Origin of the sequence: Hydrogenophaga sp., assembly GCF_022844385.1 — a bacterium.
GTDB lineage: Bacteria > Pseudomonadota > Gammaproteobacteria > Burkholderiales > Burkholderiaceae_C > Hydrogenophaga.
In genome coordinates, this window is the sequence record NZ_JALHLX010000115.1 from 1 (window position 1) to 11,847 (window position 11,847).

General features: G+C 63.8%; 14 protein-coding genes. 4 read left to right on the forward strand and 10 right to left on the reverse strand.

Annotation, left to right across the window (positions count from 1 at the left end):
- Positions 1–356, reverse strand: a 356-nt coding sequence (locus Q0C59_RS15700) for an FAD-dependent oxidoreductase (protein WP_291217169.1), incomplete at its 3' end; no start/stop codon positions are given.
- Positions 357–570: 214 nt separating this feature from the next.
- Between Q0C59_RS15700 and Q0C59_RS15705 the strand changes: the two genes are divergently transcribed.
- Entirely contained in the window at positions 571–1,563 is a 993-nt protein-coding gene (locus Q0C59_RS15705; protein WP_291217171.1) for a porin, read from the forward strand.
- An 82-nt stretch (positions 1,564–1,645) separates the two neighbouring features.
- Here Q0C59_RS15705 and soxB read toward each other — a convergent pair whose 3' ends face one another.
- The 8 genes from soxB to soxC form a co-directional block, all read right to left on the reverse strand.
- The gene (soxB, locus tag Q0C59_RS15710) at positions 1,646–3,370 is read right to left on the reverse strand and encodes a thiosulfohydrolase SoxB (RefSeq protein ID WP_291217174.1); all 1,725 of its coding nucleotides are present in this window, start codon (positions 3,368–3,370) and stop codon (positions 1,646–1,648) included.
- 90 nt (positions 3,371–3,460) lie between these two features.
- Positions 3,461–4,111 carry a sulfur oxidation c-type cytochrome SoxX gene (gene soxX / locus Q0C59_RS15715; RefSeq protein ID WP_291217177.1) on the reverse strand — a complete coding sequence of 217 codons (651 nt, stop codon included), beginning with the start codon at positions 4,109–4,111 and terminating at the stop codon, positions 3,461–3,463.
- 15 nt (positions 4,112–4,126) lie between these two features.
- Positions 4,127–4,933 (reverse strand): sulfur oxidation c-type cytochrome SoxA, encoded by an 807-nt coding sequence (gene soxA / locus Q0C59_RS15720; protein WP_291217180.1) that lies wholly within the window; start codon positions 4,931–4,933, stop codon positions 4,127–4,129.
- Between the two features lie 44 nt (positions 4,934–4,977).
- Positions 4,978–5,289 carry a thiosulfate oxidation carrier complex protein SoxZ gene (gene soxZ / locus Q0C59_RS15725; RefSeq protein WP_291217183.1) on the reverse strand — a complete coding sequence of 104 codons (312 nt, stop codon included), beginning with the start codon at positions 5,287–5,289 and terminating at the stop codon, positions 4,978–4,980.
- A 63-nt stretch (positions 5,290–5,352) separates the two neighbouring features.
- Entirely contained in the window at positions 5,353–5,808 is a 456-nt protein-coding gene (gene soxY, locus Q0C59_RS15730; RefSeq protein WP_291217185.1) for a thiosulfate oxidation carrier protein SoxY, read from the reverse strand.
- A gap of 47 nt (positions 5,809–5,855) precedes the next feature.
- Complete coding sequence (locus Q0C59_RS15735) at positions 5,856–6,194, reverse strand: c-type cytochrome (protein WP_291217187.1); 339 nt, start codon at positions 6,192–6,194, stop codon at positions 5,856–5,858.
- Between the two features lie 102 nt (positions 6,195–6,296).
- On the reverse strand, positions 6,297–7,355 hold the full coding sequence (locus Q0C59_RS15740) for a c-type cytochrome (RefSeq protein ID WP_291217190.1): 1,059 nt from the start codon (positions 7,353–7,355) through the stop codon (positions 6,297–6,299).
- 11 nt (positions 7,356–7,366) lie between these two features.
- The gene (gene soxC / locus Q0C59_RS15745; protein WP_291217193.1) at positions 7,367–8,710 is read right to left on the reverse strand and encodes a sulfite dehydrogenase; all 1,344 of its coding nucleotides are present in this window, start codon (positions 8,708–8,710) and stop codon (positions 7,367–7,369) included.
- Between the two features lie 232 nt (positions 8,711–8,942).
- Here soxC and Q0C59_RS15750 point away from each other — a divergent pair, with 232 nt between their 5' ends.
- The 3 genes from Q0C59_RS15750 (at position 8,943) to Q0C59_RS15760 (ending at position 11,220) form a co-directional block, all read left to right on the forward strand.
- The gene (locus Q0C59_RS15750; RefSeq protein ID WP_291217196.1) at positions 8,943–9,245 is read left to right on the forward strand and encodes a c-type cytochrome; all 303 of its coding nucleotides are present in this window, start codon (positions 8,943–8,945) and stop codon (positions 9,243–9,245) included.
- Between the two features lie 12 nt (positions 9,246–9,257).
- Positions 9,258–10,535, forward strand: a complete 1,278-nt coding sequence (locus tag Q0C59_RS15755) for an NAD(P)/FAD-dependent oxidoreductase (protein ID WP_291217199.1) — start codon at positions 9,258–9,260, stop codon at positions 10,533–10,535.
- Between the two features lie 67 nt (positions 10,536–10,602).
- Positions 10,603–11,220, forward strand: a complete 618-nt coding sequence (locus Q0C59_RS15760; protein WP_291217202.1) for a cytochrome c — start codon at positions 10,603–10,605, stop codon at positions 11,218–11,220.
- 87 nt (positions 11,221–11,307) lie between these two features.
- Here Q0C59_RS15760 and Q0C59_RS15765 read toward each other — a convergent pair.
- A partial coding sequence (locus Q0C59_RS15765; protein ID WP_291217205.1) for a DUF6639 family protein occupies positions 11,308–11,847 on the reverse strand: 540 nt, incomplete at its 5' end.

Genomic DNA, 11,847 nt, shown 5'->3' on the forward strand with positions numbered 1-11,847 from the left:
GTTTCCAGCGAGAGCGCGATGAGCGTTTCGTATTCCTGTGCGATCTGCCGGTACGCGGCGGGTGCCGAGTTGCGGTGGTAGGCGCGCAGCGGGCCCAACATGCGCGCGGCGTCGCGGGCGTGGTAGCGCACGTCAACGCGCCGGTTGGCAGCACCCGACAACAAAAAGCGCAGGTCGAGCGGCAGTGCATAGGGCGCGATGGCTTCGCGCTGGATGATGCCGGCGTTGCCATACGACGTCTCCAGCCCCGGTGCACGCCGATCGACCAGCGCCACGCTCTTGCCCAGGGCCTGCAGGTGCAGCGCGCACCCCACGCCGACCATGCCCGCACCGAGAACCAGAACCTCGTGTTTCATGCCGAAACTCCTTCTCGCTGCTATGTTTTTTGTTGCACGTTGATGACAGCCCCACGAGCGTGCAGGGCCATCTGTTGTATCTCATGGCAAGCCCGCTTGTGACAGCCAAGTGTCACAGAGTTTTCTCCGCGCTTCGATGAAATACGCAGGACTTCCTGCATGGTGCAGGAGGCAAGGGGACCTCAGGTCCCGTGCAACCCATTGGAGCAACCCCATGAAAAAGAGCCTCATCGCTCTGGCCGTTCTGGCCACCACCGGCGCCGCATTCGCACAATCTACCGTCACGCTGTACGGCCGCATCGACACCTCGATCGGCGCCAACAAGCTCAACGGCGTGAGCACCACCCAGGTGTTCAGCGGCAACCTGACCACCAGCCGCTACGGTTTCCGTGGCACCGAAGACCTGGGCGGTGGCTTGAAGGCCAACTTCGTCCTGGAAAACGGTTTCAACTCCGACGACGGCACCCTGGGCTCGGCCAACACCGCGTTCAACCGCCAGTCGTGGGTGGGTCTGAGCGGTGGCTTCGGCGCCTTGAAGCTGGGCAAGACCGACAGCGTTTTCAAAGACATCTACGACATGGGCGTGGTCAACAACCTCTTCGACTCGGAATTCACCCCGGTCAAGATCGCCTACGCCGGTGTGTCCAACTTCAGCAGCCGTCCGAACAACCAGGTTCGTTATGAGACGCCCAACCTGAGCGGCTTCTCTGCCGGCCTGACCTACGCACTGGACGAGAACGTGGCCCCGGCCACCGCCAACTCCGAAATCACGGCCTTCAACCTGCGCTACCGCGCCGGCAAGCTGGACGTGGGCGCCGGTTTCCAGGACGAGAAGAACGCAACGGCCACGCTGGACCGCGAGTTCACGGTGCTGTCGGCCGGTTACGACTTCGGCGTGGTGCGTGTGTCGGGTCAGATCCACAACGCCAAGCAGCGCAGCGGCCTCAAGGACAGCGACTACGCCATCGGCGTGGCCATGCCCCTGGGCGCGTTCACCGTCTCGGCCGGCTATGCATCGAGCACGACCAAGAACAACGGTGTGAAAACGGCCGACGGCGAAGCGTTTGCCTTCGGCGCCACCTACGCCTTGTCCAAGCGCACCAGCCTGTACGGCGCGTACCTTGACGGCGACGTGAAGAACCCGTCCACCGGCGCCACCACGACCGACCGCAAGCTCTACTCGGTGGGCGTGGTTCACAACTTCTGATTTCCAAGCCCTCTCGAATCTCCAAGGCTTGCTTCAACCCACCGTCCGCAAGGGCGGTGGGTTTTTTCATGGGTGCAGGAACTCAGGCAGCCAGGCCCGGATTGCCGTCCATGCCGATGATGCGCGGCGTGTTGATCTGCACGCCCTTGATGACCTTCTTGTCGCGCAGGTAGCCCGAGACCACGTCCCAGATCGGATCGCCCTTGGCGCCCTCCTGCACCGATGCCCAGCCCGCCACCTTGTAGGTCTTGTCGGCCTCGATCAGCTTGCCCTTGAGCGTCATGTTGTTGACGCGCTGGCCCATGGGAGCGTTGGGTGTCATGGTGTACTGCATGCCACCCACGCGCACCATGTCGCCACCCTGCTGGTAGTAGGGGTCCGGGTTGAAGATGTTGTCGGCCACGTCTTCCATGATCTCCTTGATCTGCGCGCCGGTGAAGGTGTTGAGCGTGGTGGCCGGGTAGGTCAGCGCCATCTGGTCCATCATGCGTTCGTAGGTGATGGTGTCGCCCGGCAGCAGCGAGGTGCCCCAGCGCACGCCGGGTGAAAACGCCATGTCGGCGCCCTTGTTCTGCATCAGCGCGTCGCAGATCACCTGGTCCCACGAACCATTGAAGTTGCCGCGGCGGTAGAGCAGGTCTTCGGTGACGGCCAGCTTTTCTTCGAGCTTGTCCTTGTACGGCGCGCGCACCTTGTCGATGTGCGCCTGCATGGCCGCGTCGGCCGGCAGCAGGTTGGAGAAGATGGGCAGCAGCTTGTATTGAAAGCCCTGCACCTTGCCACCGCGTACGTCGAAGTCGAGCACGCCGAGGAACTTGCTGTTGGAGCCGGCGTTGGTCACCAGCGTCTGGCCACCGGCGTTTTTCACCACGAAGGGCGCGGGCATGCCGTCGTGCGTGTGGCCGCCCAGAATCGCGTCGATGCCGCGCACGCGCGAGGCCATCTTGATGTCCACGTCCATGCCGTTGTGCGAGAGCACCACCACCACTTGCGCGCCCTTGCCGCGCGCCTCGTCCACCATTTTCTGCATGTGCTCGTCCTGGATGCCGAAGGTCCAGTCGGGCACCATGTAGCGCGGGTTGGCGATGGGTGTGTAAGGGAAGGCCTGGCCGATCACCGCCACCTGCACGCCGTTCATCTCGCGCATCGCATACGGCTTGAAGACCATGTCTTCGAAGTCGGTGGTCTTGATGTTCTGTGCGAGGAATTCCATGTTCCCCTTCAGATCTTTCTCGACGATCTCCTGCACACGTTTGGCGCCGAAGGTGTGCTCCCAGTGCGAGGTCATCATGTTCACGCCGAGCAGCTTGCAGGCGTCCACCATGTCCTGGCCGTTGGTCCACAGCGAGGTGGCCGAGCCCTGCCAGGTGTCACCGCCGTCGAGCAGCAGCGCGTTGGGCCGGCTGGCCTTGAGCTGTTTGACCAGCGTGGCCATGTGCGCAAAACCACCGACCCGGCCGTAGGTTTTGGCGGCCTGACTGAAGTCGAGGTACGAGAACGCATGGGCCTGGGCGGTGCCGGGCTTGAGGCCGAATTGTTTGAGCAGCTTCTCGCCCACGATGTGCGGCGGGCGGCCCACCGCCTCGGCCACGCCCAGGTTCACATTGGGCTCGCGAAAGTAGATGGGCGTGAGCTGCGCGTGGCAGTCGGTGAAGTGCAGAAAGCTCACGTTGCCGAACTTCGGCACGTTGTACAGGCGTTCACCGGCGCCGGGCGCTGCGGCCAACACATCGCGGTGGTTGAGGGCCATGCCGGTGGCGCTGGCCACGGCCAGCACCTGCATGAATTCACGGCGGCTGAAGCTCATCTCTGTACCTATAAATAATTGATCGCTGATATTTGCGCGAAATTTTTTAGCGAGAAACCCCGGTTGCCTGAAGCAACCGGGGTTTGGTGGTCACTTGTTGACCGGAGAAGCCGGGTCGAGCAGCAGGGCCATCACGTCCTGCAGCTGCTTCTGGTTCAGGATGCCCATGTGGCCTGCGCGCGGCATTTGTGAGCAAGCGTTGTAGGCGCGCGCGTTCCACAGCTTGCCCCAGGTGTATTCCACGATGGCTTTGCCACCGGCGCTGTTCGGGTCGGTGACGCCACGCAGCTTGCCGTAGTTGTAGAGGCTTGGGCCCAGGGTACCGAAGGAGATTTCTTCCTTGCTGATCATGTGGCAGTTGTAGCAATTGCCGCCGTTGGCGGCGCCTGCCTGGTCGGTCCAGGTCAGGCCGCGGCCGCTCTGGGCGATCTTCTCGCCCTCTTTCCAGTCACCGAGGAACTTGCCGTCGGTGGGCCATTTCACGGTCTTCATGTTGGCCTCTTCGATGGCCTTGCTCATCTTCTCGTCCAGCGGCTTGCCGGTGGCGTCGGCCACCGCGCACTCGGCGTTGGCCTGGTCCTGGTTGAGGCGGTCCAGGGTGGCAATGCCACGCGCCTGGAACGAGTTCTTGAGCATGTCGGCGGTGGCCTTGTTCACGTCGGCCGGCGACGGTGCTGAAGAACAGGCCGACAACACGATCGCGACCAAGGGGAGCAACACGAGGGAATGGATTTTTTTCATTTTTGTCTCTCCAGATCAGCGCTTGATGGCCGGCACGATGGACTCGGCCGACTTCGAGTTCACACCCATGTAGACCGACAGGGCGATGGTCGCGTCGCTGCCAAACTTGGGCTCGGGCCAGCGCATCTGGCGGAAACAATCGTTCAGGCGCAACTGCATGCCCCACATCTGCGCGTTGGACACGCGGTAGGCCGGCCAGGCCGCAAAGCCGATGCCGTCGCCGGGGTTCTTGGTGAGGTTGGGCAGGTCTTGCAGGCGGATGCGTTTGTCGTCGCTGCCATGGCAAGAAGCGCACGAGAAATCGTGCGTGCCGCCGCGCGTGAAGAACAACTGCTTGCCGGTCTCGAACATCATCTTTTCCTGCGCATGCTTCTGCGGCAGGTTGAACTTCATGCCCTTGGAGGCCGTGGCCACGTAGGTGGTGAGCGCGGTCACGTTGGCCATCTCACCGCGGCCAAACGCCGTCTTGGCAATGTCTTCACCCTTGAAGCCCTGCAGCGTTTCCATGCAGGTGATCAGGCGCGTCTCGAGATCCTGCACGCGGCCGGTGTCTGCAAAGTACCTGGGCAATTCAACAAACGCTCCCTTGATGACCCCGGGCCCCTTGCCCAGATCGCACTGTTCCATCGATGCCATCTTGGGACCGCGCTTCTGTTTCCAGAGCTCTTCACCCTTCATCTCGAACAGCTCGGCCGGGTTTCCGTCCTGCAGCATTTCGCGGTACTTGGCAATGCCTTCGGCGGCGGTGCCTTGCGCGTTTGCTGCGCAGGCAGCAGACAGCGCCGCCAGCGCCATGAGTGATCGGGGCAGGGTCTTCTTCATGGGGTCTCCTCTTGTTATTGCATCCGGAAAAAACGCGATTCGGTTCAGGCGATCACAGCTTCGTCGGTGCGGGTGGCGCCCTTGTTGTCCACCCATTTCACGATGACCTTGTCGCCCTTGGCGCCGCCCTTGAACTTGAACGACAGGAAAGGGTTCTGCGACACGGCGCCACTGAAGGCGGCCTCAAGCACGACCTTGCCGTTGTGGGTGGCTTCCACATCCTTGATGTAGTGGCCGGGAACGAGGGCGCCGGCAGCGTCCCTGCGGGTGCCCGGCTCCATGATGTGGGACATGAGCACGCGGACGGTGGTTTCGTCGCCAGCAACAGCGGCGCGGATGCGCATCGGATCAGCCATGGTGGACTCCTGGAATTCGGTGGGTGAATGGGTGTGGGGATGTTGTCGAGGGTGTGGGGGCCATCAGCCGCCGCAACCGCCGAGCGTGACCTTGGTTTCCTTGAAGGCCGAGAACAGCTTGCCATCGGCCTTGACCACGGCGAACACGTTGGAGCTCTGGCCCATCTTCAGACGCGTTTGCACGTCGGCAGCGGTGCCGGCGGGAATCTTGAAACCGGCGGCCATGGGCGTGGGGTTCTTCTCGACGATCAGGTAGATCTCGGTGGTGTTGGGCAGCTTGCTGACGGCGCCCACGGGCACCACGGCACCGTTTTCGGCGATGTCGGGGGCGACCACGGTGATCTGGTCACTGTTGGCGGCGGTGCCACCGAGGGCCTTGACCGCATCGGCCATGGACTTGACGTCGAAACCGGCGCGGTCCATGGCGGCGTGCGCCTGGCTCTGCGAGATGAGGCCCAGCGACACCAGCGTGGCGAATGCCCCGGTGGTCTTGAGGGCGACGCGGCGTGAGTTGTTCATGAGGGACTCCTGAGAAATGAGGAAAGGGCGAGAGTGTACGGTCGGGGTCACTGATCGGGTGCGCCAGCCAGGATCCACCCTGCCAGCAACTTGAGTTCGTCGTCTTTCAACTGGGCCTGGGCGGGCATCGGCACCGGGCCGTAGATGCCGGATCCGCCCGATTTGATGCGGGCAGCCACCTTTTCAAGGGCGTCGGCCTGGCCTTTGTGTTTGGCCGCCACGTCCTTGTAGGACGGACCCACCATTTTTCTGTCCACCGCATGGCAGGCCAGGCAGGCGTTCTTGGAAGCGAGCGCCTTGGCCGCCGCAGCGTTCTGAGCGAAGGCGGCGTTGCTGGTCAAGGCCAGCAGCGCCACGGCGAGCAGCGAGGTTGAAAACATCGTCATAGGTTAAGCACTCCTGTTCAAACGGTTCATGGGGAATACGAGTACATGCAAATATTTAAGCAGGCGCTCAGAAGCACCGAAAGGCTGTGTTTTCGGCTGCACTCATTTGGCGCCGGCGGCGATCCACTTGGCAATGGTGTCGGCGTCGGCGGCACTCATCTGCGCCTGGGGCGGCATGGGAACCGCACCAAACACGCCCACGCCGCCTTCGCGGATCTTTGCCGAGAGATAGGCTTCCAGGCGCTCCTTGCCTTTGTGCTTGGCGGCGATCTCGGTGAAGCCGGGGCCGACGATCTTTTGCGCCATGCCGTGGCAAGCCGTGCAGCTGTTGGCCGCCAGCAGGGCCTTGACATCACCGCCGGCGGGCTTGGCCGCAGCGACCAGCACCGGCGCCGGACGAGGGCCCGTGCCCACCGGCGCAGTGGGTGGTGGTTTGGTCGTGTCGGCACCGCGCACCGGGCCGATCACGCGGTTCTGTTCCTGGATGTTGCCGTGTGCGTCGCGCGCAAAGTCGGGCAGGAAGGAGCGGATGGTGGTTTCCACCGGGCAGTCTTTCATGCAGGCCACGTTCTTCACATCGCCCTTCCCCTCGGCCTTCCACAGCGGTTCGTAAAACACCATGCCGTTGCGGTTGGGCATGCGCTTTTGCACCTCGGCAATGTTCTGGTCACTCAGCGTGAAGTCGGCCGGCACCACCTCGGACAGGCTCAGGATGTAGGCCAGCACGCCGTACACCTCGTCGGGCTTGAGCGACTTGGGCGCGTTCCAGGGCATGGCGCGGTTGATGTAGTCCCACAGTGTGGACACCGTGGCCACCTTCATCATGGTGGTCTTCTGCGGGAAGGTGCTGCCCGGCTCCAGGTTCTTCACCCGGCCGCGCTCGATGTCGGCCTTGGTGGTGCCGCCCACGATGGGGGTGAACACCTCGTTCGATTCACCGAAGCTGCCGTGGCAGGAGGCGCACTGCGCTTCCCACACCCGTTCGCCCAGGGCCACACTGCCGGCGCCTTTGGGCAAGCCCTTGAAGTCGGGTCGCACGTCGATGTCCCAGGCCTGAACCTCGGCCTTGGTGGCGTCGCGCCCGAGGTTGTGCCAGGGTGGAGTCTGGGCAAAGGCGGCGGTGCTGATGAGCGCGGCGGCGAAGAAGGTCAGGGTTCGCATGGCGGGCCTCATCAATAGACTTGCACGTTCGAGACTTCGCCGTTCTCGGCGACCCGCCACGACTGGATGGCGTTCTGGTGGTAGACCGAGCGCGTGCCGCGCACCGCCCGCAGCTGGTTGATCTTGGGTTGCACATAGCCGGTGCTGTCGATCGCCCGGCTCTGCAGCACAGCGGGCTTGCCGTCCCACACCCAGTCGATGTTGAAACGCGTGAGCGCCTTGGGCAGCACCGGGCCTTCGATGCGCGCGGTGCGCCAGTTGCGCCCTCCGTCCACGCTCACGTCGACCCGCTTCACCGTGCCCCGGCCCGACCACGCCAGGCCCGTCACGTTGTAGTAACCCTTGTCCAGCAGCGTCTGGCTGCCCGAGGGCGTGGTGATCACGCTCTTGCATTCCTGGATGCCGGTGTACTGGCGGTGCGTGCCGTCGGGCATGTGGTCGATGTAGTGGATGGCCTCGTCTTTGGTCGCGTACTTCTGGTCGCCAACCTCGATGCGGCGCAGGTACTTCACCCAGCTCACACCCTGCACGCCCGGCACCACCAGGCGCAGCGGGTAACCGTTTTCCGGGCGCAGCATCTCGCCGTTCATGGCCCAGGCGACGATGCAGTCGTCCATGGCGCGGTCCATGCCGATCGTGCGGGTCATTGAAGATCCGTCAGCCCCTTCGGCCAGCACGAACTTGCCGTTCTTCTTGTCGTAGCCGCACATCTCCAGCAGCGTGGAGAGCAGCACACCGGTGAACTCGCAGCAGCTCACCATGCCGTGCGTGTACTGCACCGAAGGCAGCGCCACGTTGCCCCACTCGGGCGCGGAGTTGGCGCCGCATTCAATGAAGTGGATGCGCGAGACGCTGGGCAGGCGCATCAGGTCGTCCATGGTGAACACACGTTCGCGCTTGACCAGGCCGTTGACCATGAGGCGATGTTTGGACGGGTCGATGTCCCACCAGCCCTGGTGGTGTCGCTCGAAGTGCAGGCCACTGGGCGTGATGATCCCGAACAGGCCTTGCAGCGGGGTGAAGCTCACCGACGCCTGCGGCACCCGGGTAAGACCGGGGCTTTCCCGGCGCTGCAGGTTGGCCTCCCACTGGCTGGGCTTGCCATAACCCTCGGTGGCCACGCCTTGCCCCAGCCCGGTGGTGTGCGTGGGCAGCTTCAAGATGGCCTCTTCGCCCTCGGCCGCCACCGCGCGCGTGGCGGCTGTGGCGCTCGCTGCCACCCCGGCGCCCATGGCCAGCGCCTTGCCCATGAAGCTGCGACGCGCCTTGCGCGCCAGTTCCAGCTTGTCGGCACTCAGGTGGTTTTCAGGGGCGGGAAGTACGCGACCGATCGCGTCATTCAGGTTGGGCGGCATGAAATGGTTCCTTCAGGCGGCGTGGCCGCGTCGATACCTGCAACTGTATTAGTGTTTGCTGATATTTGGATAGGTATTAACCCCAGCAGGGTTTTCATGCCTTGGCGCTCCAAAAGTCTCCCCGTTACGATCCGACACACCCACGAGCGATCACACTCCAAACCCGTTGTGTTTCAAGTGGCTGCTACAGTTTTGGATGCAACTTCCTTCAACCACCCTTTTGGAGACCACGATGGGGAAATCGATCAAATGGCTGGCGGCCGGTGTGCTGTGCGCCGCCGCCTTCGGGGCGCAGGCTCAGGTGAACCAGATCAAGGTGTGGGCAGCGGCCTGTGCAAATTGCCACGGCACCAACGGGCGCGCCGAGCCGGGCATGGAATCGCTGGCGGGCAAGGACAAGGACGAAATGCTGCAGAAACTGATGGACTTCAAGTCTGGCCGCAAACCCGCAACCATCATGCACCAGCTCTCCAAGGGATACACCGACGAGCAGCTCGCGCAGATTTCCGCTTACTTCGCAGCGCAGAAGAAATAAGGAGGACACACCATGAAACGTCGTCAATTCGTACAGTCACTGGGTGCCGGCTCTGCCATCGCCGGTCTGGGCCTCATGTCGGGCTGCGCCACCACCGGCAGCAGTGCCAAGGTGGTCGTGGTCGGCGGCGGCTACGGTGGTGCCACCGCCGCCAAATATGTGCGCATGTTCTCCGACCAGAGCATCGAGGTCACCCTGATCGAGCCCAACGCCTCGTTCGTCTCGTGCCCCATCTCCAACCTGGTGATCGGCGGCCACAAGACCATGGCCGACATCACCACGCCCTACGACAACCTGAGCCGGCGCCACGGCGTGAAGCTGGTGCGTGACATGGTGGCCAGCATCGACCCCGTCAAGCGCACGGTGAAACTCGCCAGCGGCGGCGAACTGCCGTACGACCGCCTGATCGTCTCGCCCGGCATCGACTTCATGATGGACTCGCTGCCCGGCATGGCCAAGGCCGGTGCCGCCGACAAGGTGCTGCACGCCTGGAAGGCCGGCCCGCAAACGCTGGCGCTGCGCCAGCAGCTCGAAGCCATGCCCGACGGTGGCGTGTACGCGTTGTCCATTCCATTGGCGCCCTACCGCTGCCCGCCCGGCCCCTACGAGCGCGCCTGCATGGTGGCCAGCTACTTCAAGAAGGCCAAGCCGAAGAGCAAGGTCGTCATCTTTGATGCCAACGACGACATCACCTCGAAGAAGGGCCTGTTCATGAAGGCCTGGGACGAGCACTACAAAGGCATGATCGATTACCGGCCCAAGCACAAGGTGGTGGATGTGGACGCGGCCACCAACACGCTGAAGTTCGAGTTCAACGACGACTTCAAGGCCGGTGTGGCCAACGTCATCCCCAACATGCGCGCCGGCGACATCGCGGTGAAAACCGGTCTGGCCACGGCCAACGCCCGCTGGTGCGAGGTGGACTTCCTCACCTTCGAGTCGAAGGCGCACAAGAACATCCACGTGCTGGGCGACGCCATCCAGATCGCACCCGCCATGCCCAAGTCGGGCCACATGGCCAACCAGCACGGCAAGACCTGCGCGGCCGCCGTGGTCTCGCTGCTGCAGGGCAAGGAAGCCCCGTCGATGCCGATCTACGCCAACACCTGCTACAGCTTCGTGACCGCCGAAGACGTGGTGCATGTGGCCAGCGTGCACAAGTACGACGCCGAGAAAAAGACCATGCTGACCGTGCCTGGCTCGGGCGGGGTCTCCAGCGCGGCCAACGAACTGGAAGGCCGCTACGCCCTCGCCTGGGCGCGCAACATCTGGGCCGACACCCTGGCCTGATCCACCGCCACGCCCTGGTCGAGGCCAGGGCGTTTTTTGCGTTTGAATATCCGTTTGAGGTTATGCAATGAAGCTTCCGACACCCACCCGCCTGCTGCTGGCTGTGGCCGCCGCCAGCGCCTTGCTGGGCAGCGGCGGCGCGTGGGCACAGGCCGACGAAGCGCGCGCCAAAAAGATCGCCGGGGGCTCATGCTTTCTCTGCCACGGGGCCAACGGCGAATCCACCAGCGAGGTGTTTCCGCGCCTGGCCGGGCAGCACGCCGGCTACATCGCGCGCCAGCTTGAAGCCTTCAAGAGCGGCCAGCGCAAGAGCACCGCCATGGCCGACATGGTGGCGCGGCTCACGCCCGACGAAATGCTGGCCCTGGGCGCGTACTACGAAAAAATGAGCCTGCCGCGCGAAGAAGCCAAAGACCCCCAGCTCGCCGCCATGGGCCGCTACGTCTATCACAACGGCAACAAATTCAGCGGGGTGCCCGCCTGCGCCGCCTGCCACGGCAGCGCCGGAGAAGGCACCGCCACCCTGCCCCGCCTGGCCACCCAGTTCTCGGGCTACCTGCACAACCAGCTCAAGTCGTTCGGCAAACGCGAGCGCACCAACGACAACGCCGTGATGCACGCCGTGGCCGACAAGATGACCGAACTCGAAATGGCTGCGGTGGCGGAGTACCTCAGCAGCAAATGAGGTGCGCGCCGGGCAGCGCCATCCCGCATCGGGACTGGTGCCATCGGTCGATATGTCAGACCCCACGCTGCACCAGCGAATCCGGACTCAAGGCCCGTCGTCGGGCCACTCCTGAACGACACGGCCGGCGATGACGTCGCGCAGCCAGGCTTCTCTTGCGGGGCGCCTCAGATAGTCCCGCCAGGCATCCACACCGAACTGGCTCGGGTTGGCCAGGTGGTTGAGTGTGTTGATCTGCAGGGTGCTGCTGAAGCCTGTGCCGGAAAACCGGGCCAGCAGGCGGCCACGCAGTCCCGGCTCCATCGTCGCGAACATGACCACGTACGCCACGTACTCGTGAGCAGGCACAGGCAGCTTGCGGGGCTCGGAGTGGCAGCCCACCACCGCATGCGCCATCTCGTGCGCAGCCAGCGCCCGGTAAAGCTCACGGTCCCGCTGCATCTGGAACCATTCACCACCCGCCTCGAACTTTCGGTAGGTGAGCAGCTGGATCTTTCCCGCGTTGCGAAGGTAGCAACCCAGTGCCCGGTCACCCAGCTCTGGGGGCAGTTGCTGCACCAACTCCACTGTCGTGGCCGGCGGGGAGGCGAGTCCCGCCCGAGCCAGGAACTGCAGCGCCCGTTCCAC

Excerpts from the sequence above, each read along its gene's own strand:
- Q0C59_RS15705 (WP_291217171.1), top strand. The coding sequence starts at position 571 with ATGAAAAAGAGCCTCATCGCTCTGGCCGTTCTGGCCACCACCGGCGCC.
- soxB (WP_291217174.1), bottom strand. The coding sequence starts at position 3,370 with ATGAGCTTCAGCCGCCGTGAATTCATGCAGGTGCTGGCCGTGGCCAGC.
- soxX (WP_291217177.1), bottom strand. The coding sequence starts at position 4,111 with ATGAAAAAAATCCATTCCCTCGTGTTGCTCCCCTTGGTCGCGATCGTG.
- soxA (WP_291217180.1), bottom strand. The coding sequence starts at position 4,933 with ATGAAGAAGACCCTGCCCCGATCACTCATGGCGCTGGCGGCGCTGTCT.
- soxZ (WP_291217183.1), bottom strand. The coding sequence starts at position 5,289 with ATGGCTGATCCGATGCGCATCCGCGCCGCTGTTGCTGGCGACGAAACC.
- soxY (WP_291217185.1), bottom strand. The coding sequence starts at position 5,808 with ATGAACAACTCACGCCGCGTCGCCCTCAAGACCACCGGGGCATTCGCC.
- Q0C59_RS15735 (WP_291217187.1), bottom strand. The coding sequence starts at position 6,194 with ATGACGATGTTTTCAACCTCGCTGCTCGCCGTGGCGCTGCTGGCCTTG.
- Q0C59_RS15740 (WP_291217190.1), bottom strand. The coding sequence starts at position 7,355 with ATGCGAACCCTGACCTTCTTCGCCGCCGCGCTCATCAGCACCGCCGCC.
- soxC (WP_291217193.1), bottom strand. The coding sequence starts at position 8,710 with ATGCCGCCCAACCTGAATGACGCGATCGGTCGCGTACTTCCCGCCCCT.
- Q0C59_RS15750 (WP_291217196.1), top strand. The coding sequence starts at position 8,943 with ATGGGGAAATCGATCAAATGGCTGGCGGCCGGTGTGCTGTGCGCCGCC.
- Q0C59_RS15755 (WP_291217199.1), top strand. The coding sequence starts at position 9,258 with ATGAAACGTCGTCAATTCGTACAGTCACTGGGTGCCGGCTCTGCCATC.
- Q0C59_RS15760 (WP_291217202.1), top strand. The coding sequence starts at position 10,603 with ATGAAGCTTCCGACACCCACCCGCCTGCTGCTGGCTGTGGCCGCCGCC.